Origin of the sequence: Mycobacterium persicum (assembly GCF_002086675.1) — a bacterium.
Classification (GTDB): Bacteria; Actinomycetota; Actinomycetes; order Mycobacteriales; family Mycobacteriaceae; genus Mycobacterium; species Mycobacterium persicum.
This window is the reverse complement of sequence record NZ_MVIF01000113.1, coordinates 1-17763: the sequence shown is the minus strand read 5'-3', so window position 1 is coordinate 17763 and position 17763 is coordinate 1. Positions and strand designations below refer to the sequence as shown.

Sequence of the window (17763 nt, the reverse complement as noted above, 5' to 3'; positions counted from 1 at the left end):
TCGGGGAAACTCTCCATCCCCGCCCTCGGGTCACTAATTATCAGGGGGCGAGTGCCTCACCCAAGGTTGGCAGAGAGGGCGAGGACGCCAGATCCGGACGGATTCCGGTTGGCGTTGCTACAGGCTGTCACGTTCAACGTTGTGATTGGCAACGCTGATGCGCACTCAAAGAACTATTCAGTGATGATCGATCGCGATGGAAGTGTGTCGCTGGCCCCGATCTACGACGCCGCCCCGGTTATGTACCTGGATCCCGCATTCAAGGGCACAGGTCACGTGATCAACGGCAAGACAGGTATTGACACCATTGATGTCGAGGATCTAATCGCTGAGGTGACATCGTGGGGCATGGGGGAGCGGCGTGCGGCTGCGGCGGTGCGGTCATGCATGGAACGGGTGTACAGCTCGGTCGGGCGCGTCGCGCTTGCTTCCGAGACAGAGCAGGTGCGGTCAAACCTTGAGCGCCTTTGGATTAGACGCTCGTGGCCGACAGCGTCTTGAGCTGGTCCACTGCGCCAGCGTGTTCGGAAACTGGCAAGCCGTGGCCGCGCCGGATTGCAGCCCTCAGCTCTGCACCAGCTCGGGCAACGGCTCGGCACCCGTGAGCCAGTGGCGTCCGGCCTGCCGGGCCGCCTCCCACTTGGGGGCGCTCACCGCGTCGTCCTGTCCCAGGTCCTCGGGCGTCGGGCCGATGCGCTCGGCCAGGGCGGCCAGCGCGCCCAGGTCGAAGTTGTACACCTCCGCTGCCGCCAGGCCCAGGATCTGCCGGGTCTCCGCCACCGGAATGTCCCAGAACGAGCGTTTCAGCCAGTCGCGGGTGTGCGGCCAGGTCCCTTCCGGATGGGGAAAATCGTTGCCCCACAGAATATTTGACACGCCGATCTCGTGGCGCCGGGCCAATTCGCGCCGCTCGGTGGTGGTTGCCCCGATAAAGCAGTTGCGGTCGAAGTACGCCGAGGGCGGCATCGTCAGATCGCCCTCCATCCGTCGGCTCATCTTCTTGGCCGAGTGCTCACGCAGGTACCGCGTGTCCATCAGCCAGAGCAGGTCGCTGGCCCAAAACGCGCCGCATTCGGTGGCTCCCCAGCGCAGCCGGGGGAAGCGCTCGAAAACCCCGGACCACAAGGCGAACCACAGCGGCCGGACCCCCCACCAGCGCACCTCGGTGACATAGATGCCCAGGTGCTCGCCGTAGTCCTCCTGCGGGGCGGCGCCGACGTGGGTGTGTACCGGCATCTGCAGGTCCTGGCAGGCGGCCCAGACCTGGTCGTAGCGACGGTCGTGGTAGGGCGGGTAGCCGGCCCAGCGCGCCGGGATCATGATCCCGCCCCGTAACCCGGACTTGGCGGCCCGGGTGATCTCGGCCACCGCCGCATCGATGTCCGCCAGTATCGGCACGACCGCCACCCCGGCCCGCCGCTCGGGGCTGTGGCTGCACAGCTCGGCCAACCAGCGGTTGTGGGCCCGTGCCCCGGCCATCGCCCGGCCCGGGTCGAGGTCGCCCGACTGGGCCAGGCCGGCGCCGAACGGGGCCCCGGCGACCCCGCTGACGGCGTCGGCGTCGGGGAAGATGACCTCACCGACCACCCCGTCGCCGTCGAGTTCTTTGTCCCGCAAACCCACATCCCAGCCGCCGGCGATGCCGTCGCCATGCTCGGAGAACCACTCTTGCGCGAACTGCTCGTCGATCAATCCGCCGACCTGGGCCGCGGCCGCCTTCTCGACCAAGAAGGCCTCGAAGTCCTCGCGGTATTCCGGGTCGATGTACTCGCGGTACCGCTCGGTCGGCAACTCGGCGTGACAATCTGCGGAGATGATGATGTAGGGGTCCCGGCTGTCCATGGGTGGGGTCCTTTCGCTACCAGGCGCGGATGGGCTCAGGCTCGAAGGCGGTGCTGCTCGCGTCGGCGGGCACGGCCGCCAGCGGCTCGGCGACTTCGGCCACGGTCGGGCCGATTCGGTCGGCCAGCGGGGCGAGGGCCTCGAGGTCGAAGCGGTAGACGGCGGCCGCGTTGCCGCCGACCATGGCCGCCACCTCGTCGGCCGGGACGTCGCTGAAGGTGTGGCGCAGCGCCTCGCGGCTGTAGGGAGCGGTTCCCTCCAAGTGCGGGTAGTCGCTTGCCCACATGATCCGGTCGACGCCGATTCGGTGGCGCTGGGCACACTCGACCGGACGCAGGAAGCTGGCACCGGCGTAACACTGGCGGGCCCAGTACTGGCTCGGTTTCAAGGGCAGCGAGCCTGCGGTGGGGCCGGCGAAGCGGGCGATCGCCGAGTTCGCTCGCCCGAAACGCACGGCCGCCACGTCGAGCGAGTCGAGGGTCGCCGATATCCATCCGGTGCTCTGCTCGGTGAAGACCACGGTGAGGTCCGGATGGCGATCGAGTGCACCGCTGAAGATCAGGTGCCACAGCGCCCGGTGCGACCACCAATGTGTCTCGTACACCCACACCGCGAACGAGCTACCCCACCCGTCGGTCGGGGGCGGTCCGGCGTTGCCGCCGTGATGGTTGACCACCACGCCCGCCTCCTCGCACACCGCCCAGAGCGGCTCCCAGTGCTCGGCATAAAGCGCGGGAATGCCGGTTCCGGGAACGACCCCGGGCAGCAGCACACCGCCGCGCAGCCCCAGCTTGGCGATCTGGGCCACCTCGGCGACAGCCTGGTCGAGGTCCCCGAGCAGGATCTGGCCCACTCCGGCGCGCCGCTCGGGCGACAGGGAGCAGAAGTCGGACAGCCAGCGATTGTGCGCGCGCAGGCCGGCCCAGCGCAGTTCGAGTTCCCGGGCGTTCTGCGGCGGCGGCGCGGCCAGGCTGCCCTGGGGAAAAAACGGCGGCACCGTATTGGGAAAAAGGACCTCCCCGGCGATGCCGTCCTCATCCAGTTCACGGTTGCGCCGATCGCTGTTCCAGTTGCGCTCGGCGTCGGGCTCGGTGAGGTCGCCGAACGGGTTCACGAACGTCGGCGCCCAGCCGTCGAATTCCTCGCGGTATTGCGGATCGAGGTATTCGCGGTAGTCGAGCAGGTCGGCGCCGGCGTGGCAGTCCGCCGAAATCACGGTGTATCGGTCCATGGCTAGACCCGTGCAGGCTCGGGGGACGGGGACGCCGACGGGACCGGGTCGTCGTAGCGCTGGTGCACGTAGGGCAGCAGCCACTCCTGCGGCACCCGCTCGGCGATCCTGGCCACCTGGATGGTTCGCCGGCGGCACCAGGTGATCGACCTGATCTCGCGGATCACGATGTCGGCCACCGGGTCCAGCGGCGACTCGCCCAACTCGAGGGTGCCGTCGATGTTTTCCAGCAGCTCGTAGTGCCGGTGGTACTCGCCGTAGACCAGGTGTGGGTCGGTGATGCCGTTGCCGTCCGGGGAACGCAGGAATTTGAAGTAGAACTCGGTGTTCACTTGGTCATCCGGCAATTCCGCGGGGCCGGTGACCCGGCCTTTCAGCGTGATGAGGTGATAGCCCATCCGCTCCACGGTTGCGGTGATGCGGTCCCCGTCGCGCTGCACCGCGATGCGGCCCAGTTTCTTGGGTTCACCGAATGTTTCGCGCCCGCCCGTGACCGATTGCTCGGTCGACTGGGGCATGAACAGGGGGTAGTCGCCGCGGCGCTCGCCATGGCGGGCGGTCACCGAAAACACCGCCGACCCGAACAGCGGCCTGCCCTCTATCCGGACCCGCTGAAGCTGGACGCGCATCAACGGTTCGTCGGCCGGCTCCAGCGGCTTGGGCAGCACGGCCGCGACAATCTCCGGATCGGTGAGATAGGTGACGGTCACCGCCTCGGTGGCGATGGGCGCCTTGGTGACGTCGATCTCGTGGTCGACTTGCGCCTGGGGTGGGCGGGGACCATATCGGACTGCGGTGCTCAACGCTGCGCTCCTTCGGCTTCTTGTTCCGTACTGGCATGCCGGCTGAGGACGTCGACCAGGTAGTCGGGGTTGGTACGGGCAACGATCGATGCCGCTTTTCGGCTGACCACCTCCTCAGCTGAGGTGGGTGGACCCATCACCCAGAAGCGGTCCGCCCGGATCCCGTCAACCAGCTGGTCCGCGACTGTCTCGAGCGGGGTGAACTCGATGCGGTGGCCGGCAGCCTCGAAGCGGTCCACGACCGACGCCAGAGTCAGCTCTGGTGTTTGACGTTGCTGGGTCGCGGCGTAGCGCTCCGGCCGGTGGCGCCAGGACTCCCAGATCCCAGTGTTCAAGAAGCCGTTGGGAAAAAGGACATGCGCCCGCACCCGCGTCCCGGTCATTGCCAAGTGGGTGTAGAGGCTCTCGCTCAGGCAGAGCACCGCGGCCTTGGTCATCGGATAGACGGCGTTGGCCGGGCCGCCCAGGGCGCCCCGGGCGATCGGCGCGAACCCGCCGTTGCCCGAACAGGTGTTGACGACGTGTCCCTCGCCCTGCTTGAGCAAGATGGGCACGAAGGCCTTGATGCCGTGGATGACGCCCAACACATTGACGTCGATCCCCCACCGCCAGTCGGCGAGGTCGTGTTCCCACACGTAGCCCTCGGACACCCCGCCGGTGCCGGCGTTGTTGCACACCACGTGCACCGCGCCGAATCGGCGGAGCGTCTGCGTGGCCAGCGACTCGACCGAGGATTAGTCGGTAACGTCGGTGACCACCCCGGCCACCTCGATGCCCTCGTCCGCGAGTTCGCGGGTCGCCGCGTCCAGCGGTTCGGCGAGAACGTCGGCCAGCACCACCTTCATGCCCTCTTGGCCGAACCGCCTGCCCATGGCCCGGCCGATGCCTCCGGCTCCGCCGGTGACGACCGCCACCTTGCCCTGAAGGTCCCTCATCGCGGCCACCGTCACATGGTGGCGCATATCGACTCAATCCGTCGCGTAATTCGCCCATTATCGTGAATGGCCGGCTTCTTGGCTACGGCTGGCGCATCAATCCCTACGGATGCGAATCCGGCGGGGACCGGCACGACCATGTACTCGACCTACGACTCGCCAACCTGATCGTTCTAACGTGACGCTTCACCACGGCCGGCGGTGCGCGGCCGTTGCATAGGCGACGGGTTGAGGACGGTTGATGCCAGCGAACATCACGGGTGCCGGGACAGGTGTCGCCGGCGTCTGTCACGCCGTCGTGGTCCGCGCCGGGATCGAAACCGCGCCGATCGACGTCGGGCGCTATCAGCGTGTCGTGGATAACCCGGCCGCGGGCGCGTTGGTGACGTTTGTTGGTGGGGTGCGTGACCATGACCGGGGTCGGCGTGTGGTGGCGCTGGAATACAGCGCGCACCCGATCGCCGAGACCGTGTTAGGCCGGCTCGCAGGCGATGTGGCGCACGCGTGTCGGGGCGTGCGTGGGATCGCGGCGGGTCATCGGGTCGGTCGGCTGGACGTCGGCGAGGTGACGTTGTGTGTCGTCGTGGCCGCCGAGCACCGCCATCAGGCGTTCGACGCGTGCAGCACGCTGGTTGAGGCGGTCAAACGTGATCTGCCGGTGTGGAAGCTTCAGGTCTTCACCGACGGCGAACGTCAGTGGGTCGGAGCGCCATGACCGTGATAAACCTTGGCACGCCGCGGTTTACGGTGCGGTCAACCTACAATCGTCCGCAGAGCCCGTACTTGATCGACAGATTCGGACGGCGGTCCGTTGACCTGCGGGTGTCGCTGACCGACCGGTGCAACCTTCGCTGCTCGTATTGCATGCCCGCCGACGGCCTTGACTGGATGGCTGATTCGATCCGGCTCACCGATGACGAAGTCGTGCGCCTGGTTGCCATCGCGGTAGCACAGCTTGGGATCCGAGAAGTCCGCTTCACCGGCGGTGAGCCCCTGCTGCGCCGCGGCTTGGAGTCCATCGTCGCTCAGGTCGCACAATTGCGCCCCAGGCCTCGAATCTCCTTGACCACCAACGGTATCGGATTGGCCCGGCGGGCCGCCCCACTGGCCGCCGCCGGTGTGGTCCGGGTCAACGTGTCACTGGATACGCTGCGACCCGACCGCTACCGACGGATCACCCGCCGCGACCGCCTGCATGACGTGCTGGCAGGTTTGGCTGCGGCCAAAGCCGCCGGGCTGCGTCCAGTGAAAATCAACTCGGTGCTGCTTCGGGGCGTCAATGACGACGAGGCAACCTCGCTGCTGAATTTTGCGCTGACTCACGACTATGAGCTGCGGTTTATCGAACAGATGCCGTTGGACGCCCAGCATGACTGGAACCGCGGGAAAATGGTTGCGGCCGAAGAGATTCTGCGCAGCCTGCGGACCGACTTCGACCTTACCGCCGACCGCGAAGAACGCGGCCCGGCGCCGGCGGAGCTGTGGCTCGTCAACGGCGGGCCCGGCAAAGTCGGTGTCATCGCGTCGGTGACCAGACCTTTTTGCGGCGGCTGCGACCGTGCCCGGCTGACCGCCGACGGCCAGCTACGGTCGTGTCTGTTCAGCAGCGAAGAAACCGACCTGCGATCGATGCTGCGCACCGGCACCCCCGACGACGAGATCGCTCGTCGCTGGCGAAACGCCATGTGGGCCAAAGCTCCCGGACATGCGATCAACACGCGCGGCTTTCTTCAGCCCGCCCGGACGATGAGCGCGATCGGCGGCTGAGCGCAATGCCTACCGTCACCGTCCGCTATTTCGGCGCCGCGCGCGCCGCGGCCGGACGCCCCGAGGAGACGGTGTCGGTCCAGGCGGGTGACACTGTGGCGCAGCTGGTCAGCGCGGTCAGCGAGCGTCACGGTGAGCGGATGGCAGAGCTGTTGCAGCGCTGTAGTTTTCTGCTCGACGACGTGGCGGTCACCTCCAGGCGGCGCGAGGTCGCGCACCTGTCCACGCTTGACGTTCTGCCGCCGTTCGCCGGGGGCTGAACGTGCGTCAGCCCCGAGATCACTGACCGATGCCGCGCCGCTGCCGGGTGCAGGTCCGCGGCCAGCCCGGCCCAGTTGACCCCCGGCATCGGTAAGCCATCGCAGAGCAGGATGTCGCTGGCTGGCCGCGGCAGGTGCAGCCGTCGCGGCTATCGGCTATAGGCTAGCGCGGCGCCGCGTCATCGTGGGAGCTACACGGTAAGGGCGAAGTTCGGGTTGGCGCCATAGATCGCCAACGTGCCCAATAGGACAACCACCTGGATCGAGACCAACGAGAACCGCATTGACCGCCCGACCGCCTCGCCGACCCCGACCGGGCCGCCGCTCGCGTGGTAGCCGTAGTAGCAGTGGGTGACCATGACCATCATCGCGATGATGACGATCTCCACAAACGAGTAGAACGCGTCCTCGGGACGCAGAAACGTTCGGAAGTAATGCTCGTAGGTGCCGTACGACTGCCCATAGAGCAATGTCGTGGTGACTTGTGGCGACAGGAACGCAATGCTGACCAATCCCGCGTACAGCGGCACCACCGCGACTACGCCCGCGATGACGCGCGTGGAAACCAGATATGAGATGGACTTGACGCCCATCACGTCCATGGCATCAATCTCCTCGCTGATCCGCATGGCTCCCAGCTCGGCGGTGTGGCCGGCACCGATGATGGACGCCAGCAGGATGCCGCCGATAACGGGAACGGCGATGCGTACGTTGATAATTGCGGCAAAGAACGCGGTGAACGACTCGACACCGATGTTGCCCAGCGACACAAAGCCCTGGATCGCGACCAGGGAGGCGCCGGAGAGGGCCACGAAACCGCCGATCCCTACGGCGCCGCCGACGTAGGCCATTGCACCGGCGCCCATGACCGTTTGGATGATCTGCCGCAGCGTCTCCTGACGGTAGTAGCGCAATGCGTGCACGCTATGCCCGAAGCTGGACAGCGAGAACCAGGCCAGCCGCCCGGCCTCTTCCAGGCCCCGCCCGACAGCGCCCCCATAACGATCTAGGTTGGCGACTGCCCTGGGAAAGCGGGCACGCGTTGCAACAGCGGCCGACATGTTTAGTGTCCGGTCCCGAACCGAACGCCGATGGCGGTTAACACGACGTTGACCGCAAATAGCGCCACCACGCACAGCACCACGGTCTGGTTGACCGCTATCCCCAAACCCTTTGCGCCGCCGCCGACAGTAAGCCCGCGGTAGCAGCCAACCAGGCCGGCGATCAACCCGAAAACCGCGGCCTTGATCGTCGCGATGACGACCTCGGGTAGGCCGGTGATAGTCGTCAGCGTCGCCAGATAGGCGCCGCCGGAAACGTTCTGCAGGTAGACCCCGAAGAGGTAGCCACCCACCAGACCGACGGTGATGACCAAGCCGTTGAGCAGGGTGGCAACCAGGGTCGTGGCGCAGACTCGGGGCACTACCAGCCGGTGGATCGGGTCGATGCCGAGTACCTCCATGGCGTCGATCTCCTCGCGGATGGTGCGAGCGCCCAGGTCGGCGCAGATGGCTGTCGATCCGGCGCCGGCCACGACGAGCACCGTGGTCAACGGACCGAGCTGGGTCACGGCGCCCAGTGCTGCGCCCGCACCGGACAGGTCGGCCGCACCGAATTGGGCCAGCAGCACATTGAGCGTGAAGATCAGCAGCACCGTCAGCGGAATCGAGACCATGACGGTCGGCAAGAACGCGACCCGGACAATGAACCAGCACTGCACGAGGAACTCGCGCCACTGAAATGGCCGGCGCCACAACGCCTTTGCAGCCAGAACGCACAGCCGGAAGAACGCGCCGGCCAGCATTAGCGGTGTCTGCAGTCGGGACGCGACGTTTTCGGCGGCGTCCCGGCTTTCGCTCGCCGCCGCGTCAGCGTTCTGATGACCGGACCGCACAACTGGCGGCATGGCGATATCGGCAAGCTCTACTTGTGACATCTCGACGTTCCTCTCAATCAGAAACACCGTTAGCTGGCCATGGTGGACCGATATTGATGCCGCAAGGTTGGTGAAAGGTTGGGCAGCAGGCCAAAACCCCGCGATCCAGGTATGTGCCCGGCGAAGCAGTGGATAGCTGGAAAATACGTGACGTGCCGCCTGCCCGGGCCTATCCTGGCAGGCACAGCTGAGAGCCGGCTTTCAGATTCGCTGCCCCAGCGAGGTTTGTGACCAGAAATGGCGGGAGTGAGCGGTGAAGGGCGATCGGGGACTTCGGGCCAAGCGCAGCGCGATATCCCGATCCTGGGCGCGATTCATGTCCGGGGAAACACCCAGCGACATCCGCGCCGAAGTGTTGTCCTCATGGAGTCGGACACGCACGCTGCTTCGTCCTGACATCGATACCGCGCCTAGCGGGCACACCGAGCTCAATCACGAGGCGTTGCTGGCATCGACGCGGGTACTCGACGACACCATGCGCTACCCGCTGCGGGATTCCGACGTGGTCGTGGCCATCGCCGATCTTCGGGGCCAGATCGTGTGGACCACCGGCGAGCCACGGTGGATGCGGCTGGCCGAACAGGTCAACTACCTGCCGGGCGCGTTGTGGGACGAAGCCAGCATTGGCGTCAACGCGATGTCGTTGACATTGAGTTGCGATCGCCCGTCGACCGTGTGGTCAGCCGAGCATTGGTCCCCGGTCTTGCACGACTGGTCGTGCTACGCGGCGCCAATCCGGCACCCGACGTCGCGGCAGCTGTTCGGGGTGTTGAACTTCTCGACCCCCTGGGACAAAGCCCATCCGGCGATGTACCTGGCAGTGACGGCGTTGGCGGAGCGGTTGGGCGCCGAGACCGCCACATGCGCCGTGGCGGACACCGGTTGCGACGGCATCCAACTGAGAGTGCTTGGCGAGCATGCCATGGTGCTCGCGGGCCGTCCGGTCCGACTGACCCGCCGCCAGATCGAGATCGCGTTGCTGGTGGCGCTGCGCCCAGCGGGCGTGAGCCTGGCGGGGCTACACGCCGACCTCTATGGCGATGAAGCTGTCCAGATGGGCACCCTCAAGGCCGAGGTTTCGCACCTGCGCCACCTTCTGGGTGGGCGGGTGTCGCGCTCACCGTATCGCCTTCTGGGTGCCGTCAGCGTGGACGCGTTGGAGATGCTGGAGGATCTGCGCAAGGGCAGGGTCGCCGACGCGGTCGGCCGCTTCGCCGGCCCGCTGCTGCCCTGGTCGGAGTCGCCGCGGATCGTACGACTCGCACGCACCGTCGAGGTGGCGGTCCGCGATGCCGTCCTCAACAGCCGCGACTACGAGTCGGCGTTGGCGCTGGGCGCACAGATGGACGACGACGCCCAGCTGGCCGCCCACATTTTGCGGATCCTGCCGTCCGACGACGGCCGCCGCCACATCCTGCGTGGGCACCTGAGCAGCATCGACTGACCCGGCGAGCGCAACCTACCGAGAACCAACCTCGAACGCTTAGTTTCGTTCGCGTTCGTGGAAACGAGCGGCGATAGCGACGTCGGCAATGGCCAGTGGGACCGGCGCGCCGACACCGGTTTCGCGAGCCTCAGTCGATTTCCCAGGAGGTTGGATGACCAGCATCAGCCGCGACCAGCGTGTCAACGACTTCCTCGCCGGCCAGGGTCAGCTGTTCATTTCCGGTCGGTGGCAGATGTCGTTGTCCGGCAGGACATTTGACACACCAAACCCCGCGACGGGCGCACGGCTAGCGGCGGTCGCCGAGGGACAGTCCGACGACATCGACGCCGCGGTAGCGGCCGCCCGGGCCGACCTCGACGGGCCACGGGGCGCGATGAACCCGGCACAGCGGGCCAAGATCCTGTGGAAGACCGCTGACCTCATCGAGGAACATTGCGAACCGCGGGCCGAGATCGAATCTCTCGACAATGGAAAACCGAAACTGCAGGCGCAACTCGTCGACATCGCGGCCGCCGCCGACATATTCCGCTACCTGGCGGGCTGGTGCACCAAGCTGGACGGCAAGACAATCCAATTGTCTCCGGGCGTCGACAAAGTCGCTTTCACCGGCTCCACCGAGGTCGGCAAGCTCATCATCGACGCGGCCCGGGAAAACCTGACGAAGGTCACCCTGGAACTCGGTGGCAAGGCACCCAGCATCGTTTTCGCCGACGCCAATATCGAGGCGGCCGTCCGCGGCGCGGCCGAGGCGATCTTCTTCAACCAGGGACAGGTGTGCTGCGCGGGATCACGCCTGTTCGTCGAGAGCAGCGTGTACGACGACGTGGTCGCTGGTGTTTCCGAGATTGCCGCGGGGGTGAAGCTCGGCGACGGCCGCGAGCCCGATACCGCGATGGGACCGCTGGTGTCGGCCGAGCAACGCGACCGGGTGGCGGGTTTCGTGGACGACGGCATCGCCGACGACGGCGTGGCCGTGACGGGCGGCGCCGCCGTCGATGACGACGTCGAAGGGCTAGGCGGTTATTTCTACCGACCGACGGTGCTGACCCACACCCGCCCCGACATGGCCGTGGTCCGCGAGGAGATCTTCGGACCCGTATTGGTCGCGGAGCCCTTCGACGACACCGCCCAGGTGGTGGATAGCGCCAACGACACGTCTACGGGCTCTCCGCGGGAATCTGGACCAACGACGTTTCCAAAGCCCACCGCATGGCCAAGGCCATGCAGGCCGGCGCCGTGTGGATCAACTGCTTCAACATCCTTGACGCAGCGCTGCCGTTCGGCGGATACACGCAGTCCGGCTGGGGCCGGGAGATGGGTCAGGAAGTGCTCGATGCCTCCACACAGACCAAATCCGTCGTGACACTTATTTGACGATTGAAGGAATTCCCCGATGCCCCTACCCGCCGAGCCGAGGACCATGGGAAGTTATACGAATACGCCCGACCGCGCTCCGCTCGCCGCGATGCCGATTCTGAATTTGGGAGGTGCGTAATGCCATTCGGCTCTATCCCGCTGCTGCATAGCCCACGCTCTGGTGGCTCTGGTGGGCAGTCCGGCGCGCGGCTTGCCGCGGACGGCGGCCGCACCAAGCATGTGATCTGCACGGTCTGCGACATCGGCTGCCAGCTGCGGCCCGTCGTCAAAGACGGCGTTTTCACCAAGGTGTTGGCGCATGAAAACCCGTTCCTGGCCAACAACATCTGCTACAAGGGCACCGCTGCGCCGCGTATCCACAACCACCCGGATCGGCTGCGGGTGCCGTTGAAGCGGGCCGGCGCGCGCGGCGGCGACCAGTGGCAAGAGATTTCCTACACCCAGGCGCTCGACGAGATCGCCGAGCGCTTGGCGGCGCTGGTGCAGCGCTACGGCCCCGAGACACTCGCCGTGTCGACGTCAGGGTGGAATACTTCCGTCACCAACGGTGCCGACCGTCGCTTCATGAACCTGCTTGGCAGCCCCAACTGGATCAGCGGTGTCGCCCTGTGCGCCGGCAACACCGCGGCGGTCAACAAACTCACCTACGGCTGGTATCCGTTCCCCGACCTGCTCAACACCAAGTGCATCCTGCTGCTCGGCCACAATCCGCGTCGCCATTCCTGGTCGCCGATTCACCACATGATCAACGACGCCCGCGCTCACGGAGCGAAGCTGATCGTCGCCGATCCTCGCGTCTCGGAGCAGGCCGAGAACGCAGATTTGCACCTGCGGCTGCGGGCCGGCACCGACGCCGCGCTGTTGCTGGGGTTCCTTGCGGTCATCATCGCCGAGAAGCTTTACGACGTCGAGTTCGTGCGCGACTGGACAGTCGGCTGGGAGGACCTCAAGGCCCGCGTCGCGGAGTATCCGCTCGAGCGCGTCGAGGCGATCACCGGCGTGGACCGGCAAAACATCGCGGCCGCGGCACGGATGTACGCCACCGCGCGCGGAGCGGTCATCCCCTGGACTCCCATCACCGACCAGCAGCTCTGCTCGACGTCGGCGATCCGTCTGCAAAGCATCCTGCGGGCCATCACCGGCAATATCGACGTGCCCGGCGGGGAGACATTTTCCGGGTTCAACCCCGACTACATATCCGACTCGCAGATGGCGATGCATGAGCTGCTCACCCAGGAACAGCGGGACAAGCAGCTGGGCTCAGACCTACATCCCGTCTACACCTACCGGGCGCAGGACATACTCGGCGACTACAGCGAAAAGGTGTGGGGCTATCGGCACGTCGACCTGGTGATGGGCTGCTACATGGCCAACCCATCGGCGGTCTTTCGCGCCATGGCGACCGAAAAGCCTTATCCGGTCAAGGCGTTCGTCGCGCTGGGCAACAACGCACTGCTGAGCTACCCGAACCAGCACCAGATCTATCAGGGCCTGATGAACCAGGATCTGATTGTCGCCCATGAGATCTTCCAGACCCCGACGTCGATGCTGGCCGACTACGTACTGCCCGGCGACGTCTTCAGCGAACGCAACAACATCCATGACTTTTGGAACTGGGTCGCCCGCCTCACCGTGTCGGAGAAGGTGGTCGAGCCGCCGGAACAGGCGTCCAGCACCTACCAGTTCTGGCGCGACCTGGCGATCCGTATGGGATTCGCCGAGTACTTCCCATGGGAGACCGTCGAAGACGTACTCGACTACCGACTTTCACCGTCGGGAATGACGTTCAAGCAGTTTGCCGATGAGCATTACATGAAGGCCGACGTCCCGGTCTTCAAGAAGTACGAGAAGACAGGGTTCGCCACCCCCTCGGGCAAGGTGGAGCTGCGGTCAAGTGTCCTCGGCGAGTTGGGTTTTGACCCACTGCCGTATTACCGCGAGGCCCCGATGCCGGACGCCGACTACCCGTACCTGGTGTTCACCGGCGTCCGCGAGGACCCGTTCTTTCAGACCGGGCAGCGCAACATCGACGTGCTGCGCAACCGCGCCCGCTCGCCGAAGCTGTTCCTGCACCCCGTCGACGCGGCTCGGGAGGGCATCGTGGACGACGACTGGGCGCGGCTGGAAACCGCGCACGGCGCCGTCGTGGCGCAGGTGCTGGTCCAGGAATCGATGAAAGAGGGCCACATCCGCGTCCCGCACGGGTGGTGGTATCCCGAACTGCGCGGAAAAGAGCACTTGGCCGGCGCTTTCATCAGCAGCGACGCCGTCCTGTGCGGAGACGATCCTGAGATGCTCGACCACGAGCAGGGCATCCCACACTTCAAGGGATTCCCCGGCCGAATCGTCAAAATCGCTGAGCCACCAGCCTTTTCGACCGCGGCCAGGGAAGGTTAGTCGATGGCACGCAAGACGGGTCGCTCAACGATCGTGAACAGGATCCTGGCGATCACTCCGCCGCGGGGCAAGATCGCCGAAGTGCGTGCACGGCTGCTGACGAGAATCGTGAATCGCACACTGAAGTCCAACCCGTCGTTCACGGACCGCCTAGCCCAACAGCTCATCGTCCGAGTTTCGGGGCGTCCGGAACACGATCCTGAGCTGGACCACGACGCATATCTGGACAAGTAGGGGTAGTCGCCTGGACGCGTTCACATTTCCGCGCCCATGTGGACGACGCGATCGATTTCACTTGGTGGTATGACGACTCACTCCCACGCCATGCCATTGCGCTCGCGAACTCGTGGGGGCCCACAAGGTCAGCGACTTTTCATTTGCGGGGCGCGCATTCCTGTCCCGGTGTAACGTGGGGCCGCCCGCGACCCCCATACTTCGGCGCACAGGAGTGACCATGATTCCATCGACGGCGCTGTCTGCGCTGGACAGCGCAGTGCTCGGCGGCTTGCACACCACCGACGAACTGCGAGCGATCCTCGGCGAGCGAGGGTTGCTGGCGCGGTTCCTGCAGGTCGAGGCGGAGCTGGCGGCGGCACAAGCCGACCTGGACATGGTCCCGGCCGAGGTCGCACCGGCGCTGCGCGCCGTAACGCCTGAGGACCTCGACATCGCGCGCCTCGCCGACCGCACGGAGGCGGCCGGGTATCCGATCGTCGGCCTCGTCGAACAACTTGCCGCGATAGTGCCCGACGGTCTCGGCCAGTACGCCCACTGGGGGGCCACCACCCAAGACATCATGGACACCGCTGCGGTGCTGCAGATCGTCGCGGCACTTGACGTCATCGAGCGGGATCTCCTGCAAACGTTGGCTGCGCTGACGACGCTGGAAACCCGGCATGGCAGCGAGCTGATGGTCGGTCGCAGCCAACTGCAGCACGCCTTGCCGATCACCTTCGGGTACCGCGTGGCGTGCTGGACCGCCCCGCTGCTGCGCCATCTGGACCGGCTCGCCGAGCTGCGGCCCCGGGTCGCGGTGGTTCAGCTCGGCGGTGCCGTCGGCAGTCTCGCCTCCATGGCGCCGCACGGTCTGGACATTCGCCGCGAGCTGGCTCGGCGTCTCGGCTTGGCCGCACCGTCAATCAGCTGGCACGCCACCCGTGATCGCTTCGTCGAGGTCGTCACCTGGGCCGCGCAGGTGGCGGCCTCGCTGGGCAAGATCGGGCTCGACATCGTCGTGGGTTCCCAGACCGAGCTTGCCGAGCTGAGCGAGCCCAGCGCACCGGGTCGCGGCGTCAGCAGCACCATGCCGCAGAAACGCAATCCCATCGGCTCACAACAGCTCATCCGAGCCGCGCGGCTGACCCGCTCCTACCTGGACCTTGCACTCGACGGCGCCGTGGCCGACTGTGAACGGGCCACGGCGGTGTGGTCGCTCGAGTGGCACACGGTGGCCCCGGCGCTGGCCGTCTGCGGCGGCGCCGTTCGCATCGCGGCCGACGTGCTCGCCGGGCTGCACGTGGACTCCGCGGCAATGGCGGCCAATCTTGAGCGGACCCACGGGATGATCATGGCCGAATCGGTGATGATGCGGTTGGCGCCGGTCCTCGGCCGCCAGGCCGCCCACGACCAGTTGGAAACGCTGGTCACCGCCTCCATCGAGAGTGGCGAGTCGTTCGCCACCCTGGTTGCGCGCCGCGATCCGAAGCTGGCTGACGCCGTAACGCCGGCCTCTTATCTCGGGCACGTCGACGAACAAACCGTCGCCGTCATGTCCGAGGCGACCGCGCGAGTAGCCGGACAGACATCAAGCAACGCACCTCGACATGACCTCGTTCGCCGCTGAGGAACCTGTTGGCGGCGAGCGGCCGGATGGTCGAAGTACCTGGCTAGGTTTTGGGTCAGTCAGCGACCCCGGCGGTGATCCGGGCATCGGGTGCCGGTGCGGACGGGCTTGCGTATGCCGTGCTGTTTTCGGCAGTGTCCGGTCGGTCAGCACGCGCAGCAGGAGGCGGCCGCCGACCCCCAGCGCCCCCACAACGCTGAGCGACGGCGCGAACACGGTCAGCGGTAGCCAATCGGTGTCGACGATCACCTAGTCGTGCTGTCGACGCTCCTGCGCGGGGATGAGGTCATCGCGAAAGTAGTCCCTAATCAAGGGAACTGAGCGGGCTATTTCAAAAGCTTACGGTCCAAACGTAATTCGGCGCTTCACGGCGCATACGCTCCAGCTCGGCGTTCGTCGGCATCGAGCACGGCACTAGTGTCGCGAGCCGAGGCCGCTTGGCGTCGAAGGCGCAGCCATCGCCCAGCGGTTGATCACTGACACCGACCTCAGCGGCCACGTGAGCCACCGGCCACCAGGCGGGCAGCCCGCTTGGGAAACTCCGGGGTGTACTTGCGACGGTTACTCGACATACGGACATCCTTTCCGCGGGACCAGCGGTCCCACCAGTCCGGTGTTCACTATCGGGGGTCGACTCCACCGAACGGTCACGCGATCGAACGAACTCTTACACCACGTGCTTGGCCACCAGTGCATTTCACAATTCGCGAACGATTGCCGAAAGGCCGCGTGGGCATCATTGATCACGCAAACTCTGTGCTTGCCGTAAACGGTCAGGGTCGTGGGCTCATGGCGCGCCTCGGATTCCCGCCTTACTACTGAGGTCTTCATATGACGCTTCTGATCGCAACACCGGAACTCCTGGCAGCAGCAGGTGAGGAGCTAGCCGCCATCGGCTCAGCGATCGACGCCGCCAATGCCGGCGCAACGGCGGCAACAACGCGCATAGCCGCGGCGGGTAGCGACGAGGTCTCGAGGGCTGTTGCGGCGGTCTTCGCCGCGCATGCCCAGTCATATCAAGCGGTTAGCGTCCGCGCGGCGGCCTTTCACGACCGATTCGTTGCCAGCCTCTTTGCCAGCGCAGAGTCATATGTGGCCACCGAAGCCGCTAGCGCAATGCAGAATTTGCTCAATGTGGTCAACGCACCCACCCAAGCGTTGTTGGGGCGCCCTCTTGTAGGAGACGGCGTGAACGGTGCCTCGGACACCGGGCAAGACGGCGGGCCCGGAGGAATCTTGATCGGCAACGGAGGGTCCGGCGGGTCCGGAGCCCCAGGCAAACCCGGAGGCAACGGCGGGTCTGCCGGGCTGATCGGTCACGGCGGCAACGGCGGCGTCGGTGGGAACTCATCGACGGGCGGGGGTGGTGCCGGCGGCAATGGCGGCAACGGCGGGCTGCTTTACGGGAACGGCGGATCAGGCGGTATCGGCGGGGCAGGTGGCATTGGCGCCTTCGCCGGCGGGCCCGGCGGAATTGGCGGTAACGCTGGGTTGTTCGGCAATGGCGGGGCTGGCGGGCCCGGCGGCATTGGAGGTACCGGATCGGCCGGGCTCGATCCGCCGGTTGACCCTCCACCGAAACCCCCAGACGGCATCACCGATCCTGTCTTCGGCACCGGATTCGACGGGAGCGCCGGCTTGAACGGCACCGCGGCGGGACAGGCCGGCGGGGAAGGCGGCACGGGCGGCGACGGCGGAACGATACTTAACGGAGCGAGAAGTCAAGGTCGACTGGGTGGCGACGGCGGGCCCGGCGGCACCGGTCATGACGGTGGTGTCCCAGGCGGCCCTGGCGGCGCCGGCGGCGCCGGCGGCACCGGCGGTCAGGGCGGGCTACTCGGCGGCCGCGGCGGCCGCGGGGGCCGCGGCGGCGGAGGAGGCTGCGGTGGCGGCGGGGCGGCGGGCGGCGGCGGGGGGGGGGGGGG

The 17763-nt window shown here is 66.4% G+C and carries 14 protein-coding genes and 2 pseudogenes; 10 read left to right on the top strand and 6 right to left on the bottom strand.

The features are described 5' to 3' along the window. Positions 1 to 501, top strand: a 501-nt coding sequence (locus BST40_RS24135; RefSeq protein ID WP_142276799.1) for a HipA domain-containing protein, incomplete at its 5' end; no start/stop codon positions are given. A gap of 63 nt (positions 502 to 564) precedes the next feature. Here BST40_RS24135 and BST40_RS24130 read toward each other — a convergent pair. The 4 genes and pseudogenes from BST40_RS24130 to BST40_RS24115 all read right to left on the bottom strand — a co-directional run bounded on the left by BST40_RS24130 (position 565) and on the right by BST40_RS24115 (position 4811). Further along, positions 565 to 1842, bottom strand: coding sequence for an amidohydrolase family protein (locus BST40_RS24130; RefSeq protein ID WP_083155924.1), 1278 nt, complete (start codon positions 1840 to 1842; stop codon positions 565 to 567). Between the two features lie 16 nt (positions 1843 to 1858). Further along, positions 1859 to 3073 (bottom strand): amidohydrolase family protein, encoded by a 1215-nt coding sequence (locus tag BST40_RS24125; RefSeq protein WP_083155922.1) that lies wholly within the window; start codon positions 3071 to 3073, stop codon positions 1859 to 1861. A gap of 2 nt (positions 3074 to 3075) precedes the next feature. After that, a complete protein-coding gene (locus BST40_RS24120; RefSeq protein WP_083155920.1) occupies positions 3076 to 3876 on the bottom strand; it encodes an acetoacetate decarboxylase family protein in 801 nt (266 codons plus the stop codon). Beyond that, positions 3873 to 4811 (bottom strand): annotated as a pseudogene (locus BST40_RS24115) (SDR family NAD(P)-dependent oxidoreductase). The gene BST40_RS24120 and the pseudogene BST40_RS24115 overlap by 4 nt, the downstream one beginning before the upstream one ends. A 241-nt stretch (positions 4812 to 5052) precedes the next feature. On the opposite strand from BST40_RS24115, the gene BST40_RS24110 reads away from it, so the two are divergent. From BST40_RS24110 to BST40_RS24100, 3 genes are read left to right on the top strand one after another with little or no spacing between them, the layout of a single operon-like run. Beyond that, positions 5053 to 5526, top strand: a complete 474-nt coding sequence (locus BST40_RS24110) for a molybdenum cofactor biosynthesis protein MoaE (protein WP_083155918.1) — start codon at positions 5053 to 5055, stop codon at positions 5524 to 5526. Then, positions 5523 to 6578: a GTP 3',8-cyclase MoaA gene (moaA, locus tag BST40_RS24105; RefSeq protein WP_083155916.1), complete on the top strand. Its 1056-nt coding sequence runs from the start codon at positions 5523 to 5525 to the stop codon at positions 6576 to 6578. The genes BST40_RS24110 and moaA overlap by 4 nt, the downstream gene beginning before the upstream one ends. Before the next feature lie 5 nt (positions 6579 to 6583). Beyond that, positions 6584 to 6838 carry a MoaD/ThiS family protein gene (locus tag BST40_RS24100; RefSeq protein ID WP_083155915.1) on the top strand — a complete coding sequence of 85 codons (255 nt, stop codon included), beginning with the start codon at positions 6584 to 6586 and terminating at the stop codon, positions 6836 to 6838. Between the two features lie 191 nt (positions 6839 to 7029). Here BST40_RS24100 and BST40_RS24095 read toward each other — a convergent pair whose 3' ends face one another. Both BST40_RS24095 and BST40_RS24090 read right to left on the bottom strand, forming a co-directional pair. Further along, positions 7030 to 7899, bottom strand: coding sequence for an MlaE family ABC transporter permease (locus BST40_RS24095; RefSeq protein ID WP_083155913.1), 870 nt, complete (start codon positions 7897 to 7899; stop codon positions 7030 to 7032). A 2-nt stretch (positions 7900 to 7901) separates the two neighbouring features. After that, a complete protein-coding gene (locus BST40_RS24090; protein ID WP_089025297.1) occupies positions 7902 to 8642 on the bottom strand; it encodes an MlaE family ABC transporter permease in 741 nt (246 codons plus the stop codon). A 385-nt stretch (positions 8643 to 9027) separates the two neighbouring features. Between BST40_RS24090 and BST40_RS24085 the strand changes: the two genes are divergently transcribed. From BST40_RS24085 to BST40_RS24060, 6 genes and pseudogenes are all read left to right on the top strand, one after another. Beyond that, positions 9028 to 10218: a sigma-54-dependent transcriptional regulator family protein gene (locus BST40_RS24085; RefSeq protein ID WP_142276798.1), complete on the top strand. Its 1191-nt coding sequence runs from the start codon at positions 9028 to 9030 to the stop codon at positions 10216 to 10218. 154 nt (positions 10219 to 10372) lie between these two features. Beyond that, positions 10373 to 11595: pseudogene (locus BST40_RS24080) on the top strand (aldehyde dehydrogenase family protein). Positions 11596 to 11715: 120 nt separating this feature from the next. Further along, a complete protein-coding gene (locus BST40_RS24075) occupies positions 11716 to 13995 on the top strand; it encodes a molybdopterin-containing oxidoreductase family protein (protein ID WP_083155909.1) in 2280 nt (759 codons plus the stop codon). Between the two features lie 3 nt (positions 13996 to 13998). Further along, positions 13999 to 14229: a hypothetical protein gene (locus tag BST40_RS24070; RefSeq protein WP_075545073.1), complete on the top strand. Its 231-nt coding sequence runs from the start codon at positions 13999 to 14001 to the stop codon at positions 14227 to 14229. Positions 14230 to 14449: 220 nt separating this feature from the next. Beyond that, positions 14450 to 15838 carry a class-II fumarase/aspartase family protein gene (locus BST40_RS24065; protein ID WP_075545075.1) on the top strand — a complete coding sequence of 463 codons (1389 nt, stop codon included), beginning with the start codon at positions 14450 to 14452 and terminating at the stop codon, positions 15836 to 15838. A gap of 831 nt (positions 15839 to 16669) precedes the next feature. Continuing rightward, positions 16670 to 17763, top strand: a 1094-nt coding sequence (locus BST40_RS24060; RefSeq protein ID WP_142276797.1) for a PE family protein, incomplete at its 3' end; no start/stop codon positions are given.

Bases quoted from the DNA above. Each gene is read 5' to 3' on its own strand.
- BST40_RS24130 (WP_083155924.1), bottom strand. From the start codon at position 1,842: ATGGACAGCCGGGACCCCTACATCATCATCTCCGCAGATTGTCACGCC.
- BST40_RS24125 (WP_083155922.1), bottom strand. From the start codon at position 3,073: ATGGACCGATACACCGTGATTTCGGCGGACTGCCACGCCGGCGCCGAC.
- BST40_RS24110 (WP_083155918.1), top strand. From the start codon at position 5,053: ATGCCAGCGAACATCACGGGTGCCGGGACAGGTGTCGCCGGCGTCTGT.
- moaA (WP_083155916.1), top strand. From the start codon at position 5,523: ATGACCGTGATAAACCTTGGCACGCCGCGGTTTACGGTGCGGTCAACC.
- BST40_RS24100 (WP_083155915.1), top strand. From the start codon at position 6,584: ATGCCTACCGTCACCGTCCGCTATTTCGGCGCCGCGCGCGCCGCGGCC.
- BST40_RS24095 (WP_083155913.1), bottom strand. From the start codon at position 7,899: ATGTCGGCCGCTGTTGCAACGCGTGCCCGCTTTCCCAGGGCAGTCGCC.
- BST40_RS24090 (WP_089025297.1), bottom strand. From the start codon at position 8,642: ATGCTGGCCGGCGCGTTCTTCCGGCTGTGCGTTCTGGCTGCAAAGGCG.
- BST40_RS24075 (WP_083155909.1), top strand. From the start codon at position 11,716: ATGCCATTCGGCTCTATCCCGCTGCTGCATAGCCCACGCTCTGGTGGC.
- BST40_RS24070 (WP_075545073.1), top strand. From the start codon at position 13,999: ATGGCACGCAAGACGGGTCGCTCAACGATCGTGAACAGGATCCTGGCG.
- BST40_RS24065 (WP_075545075.1), top strand. From the start codon at position 14,450: ATGATTCCATCGACGGCGCTGTCTGCGCTGGACAGCGCAGTGCTCGGC.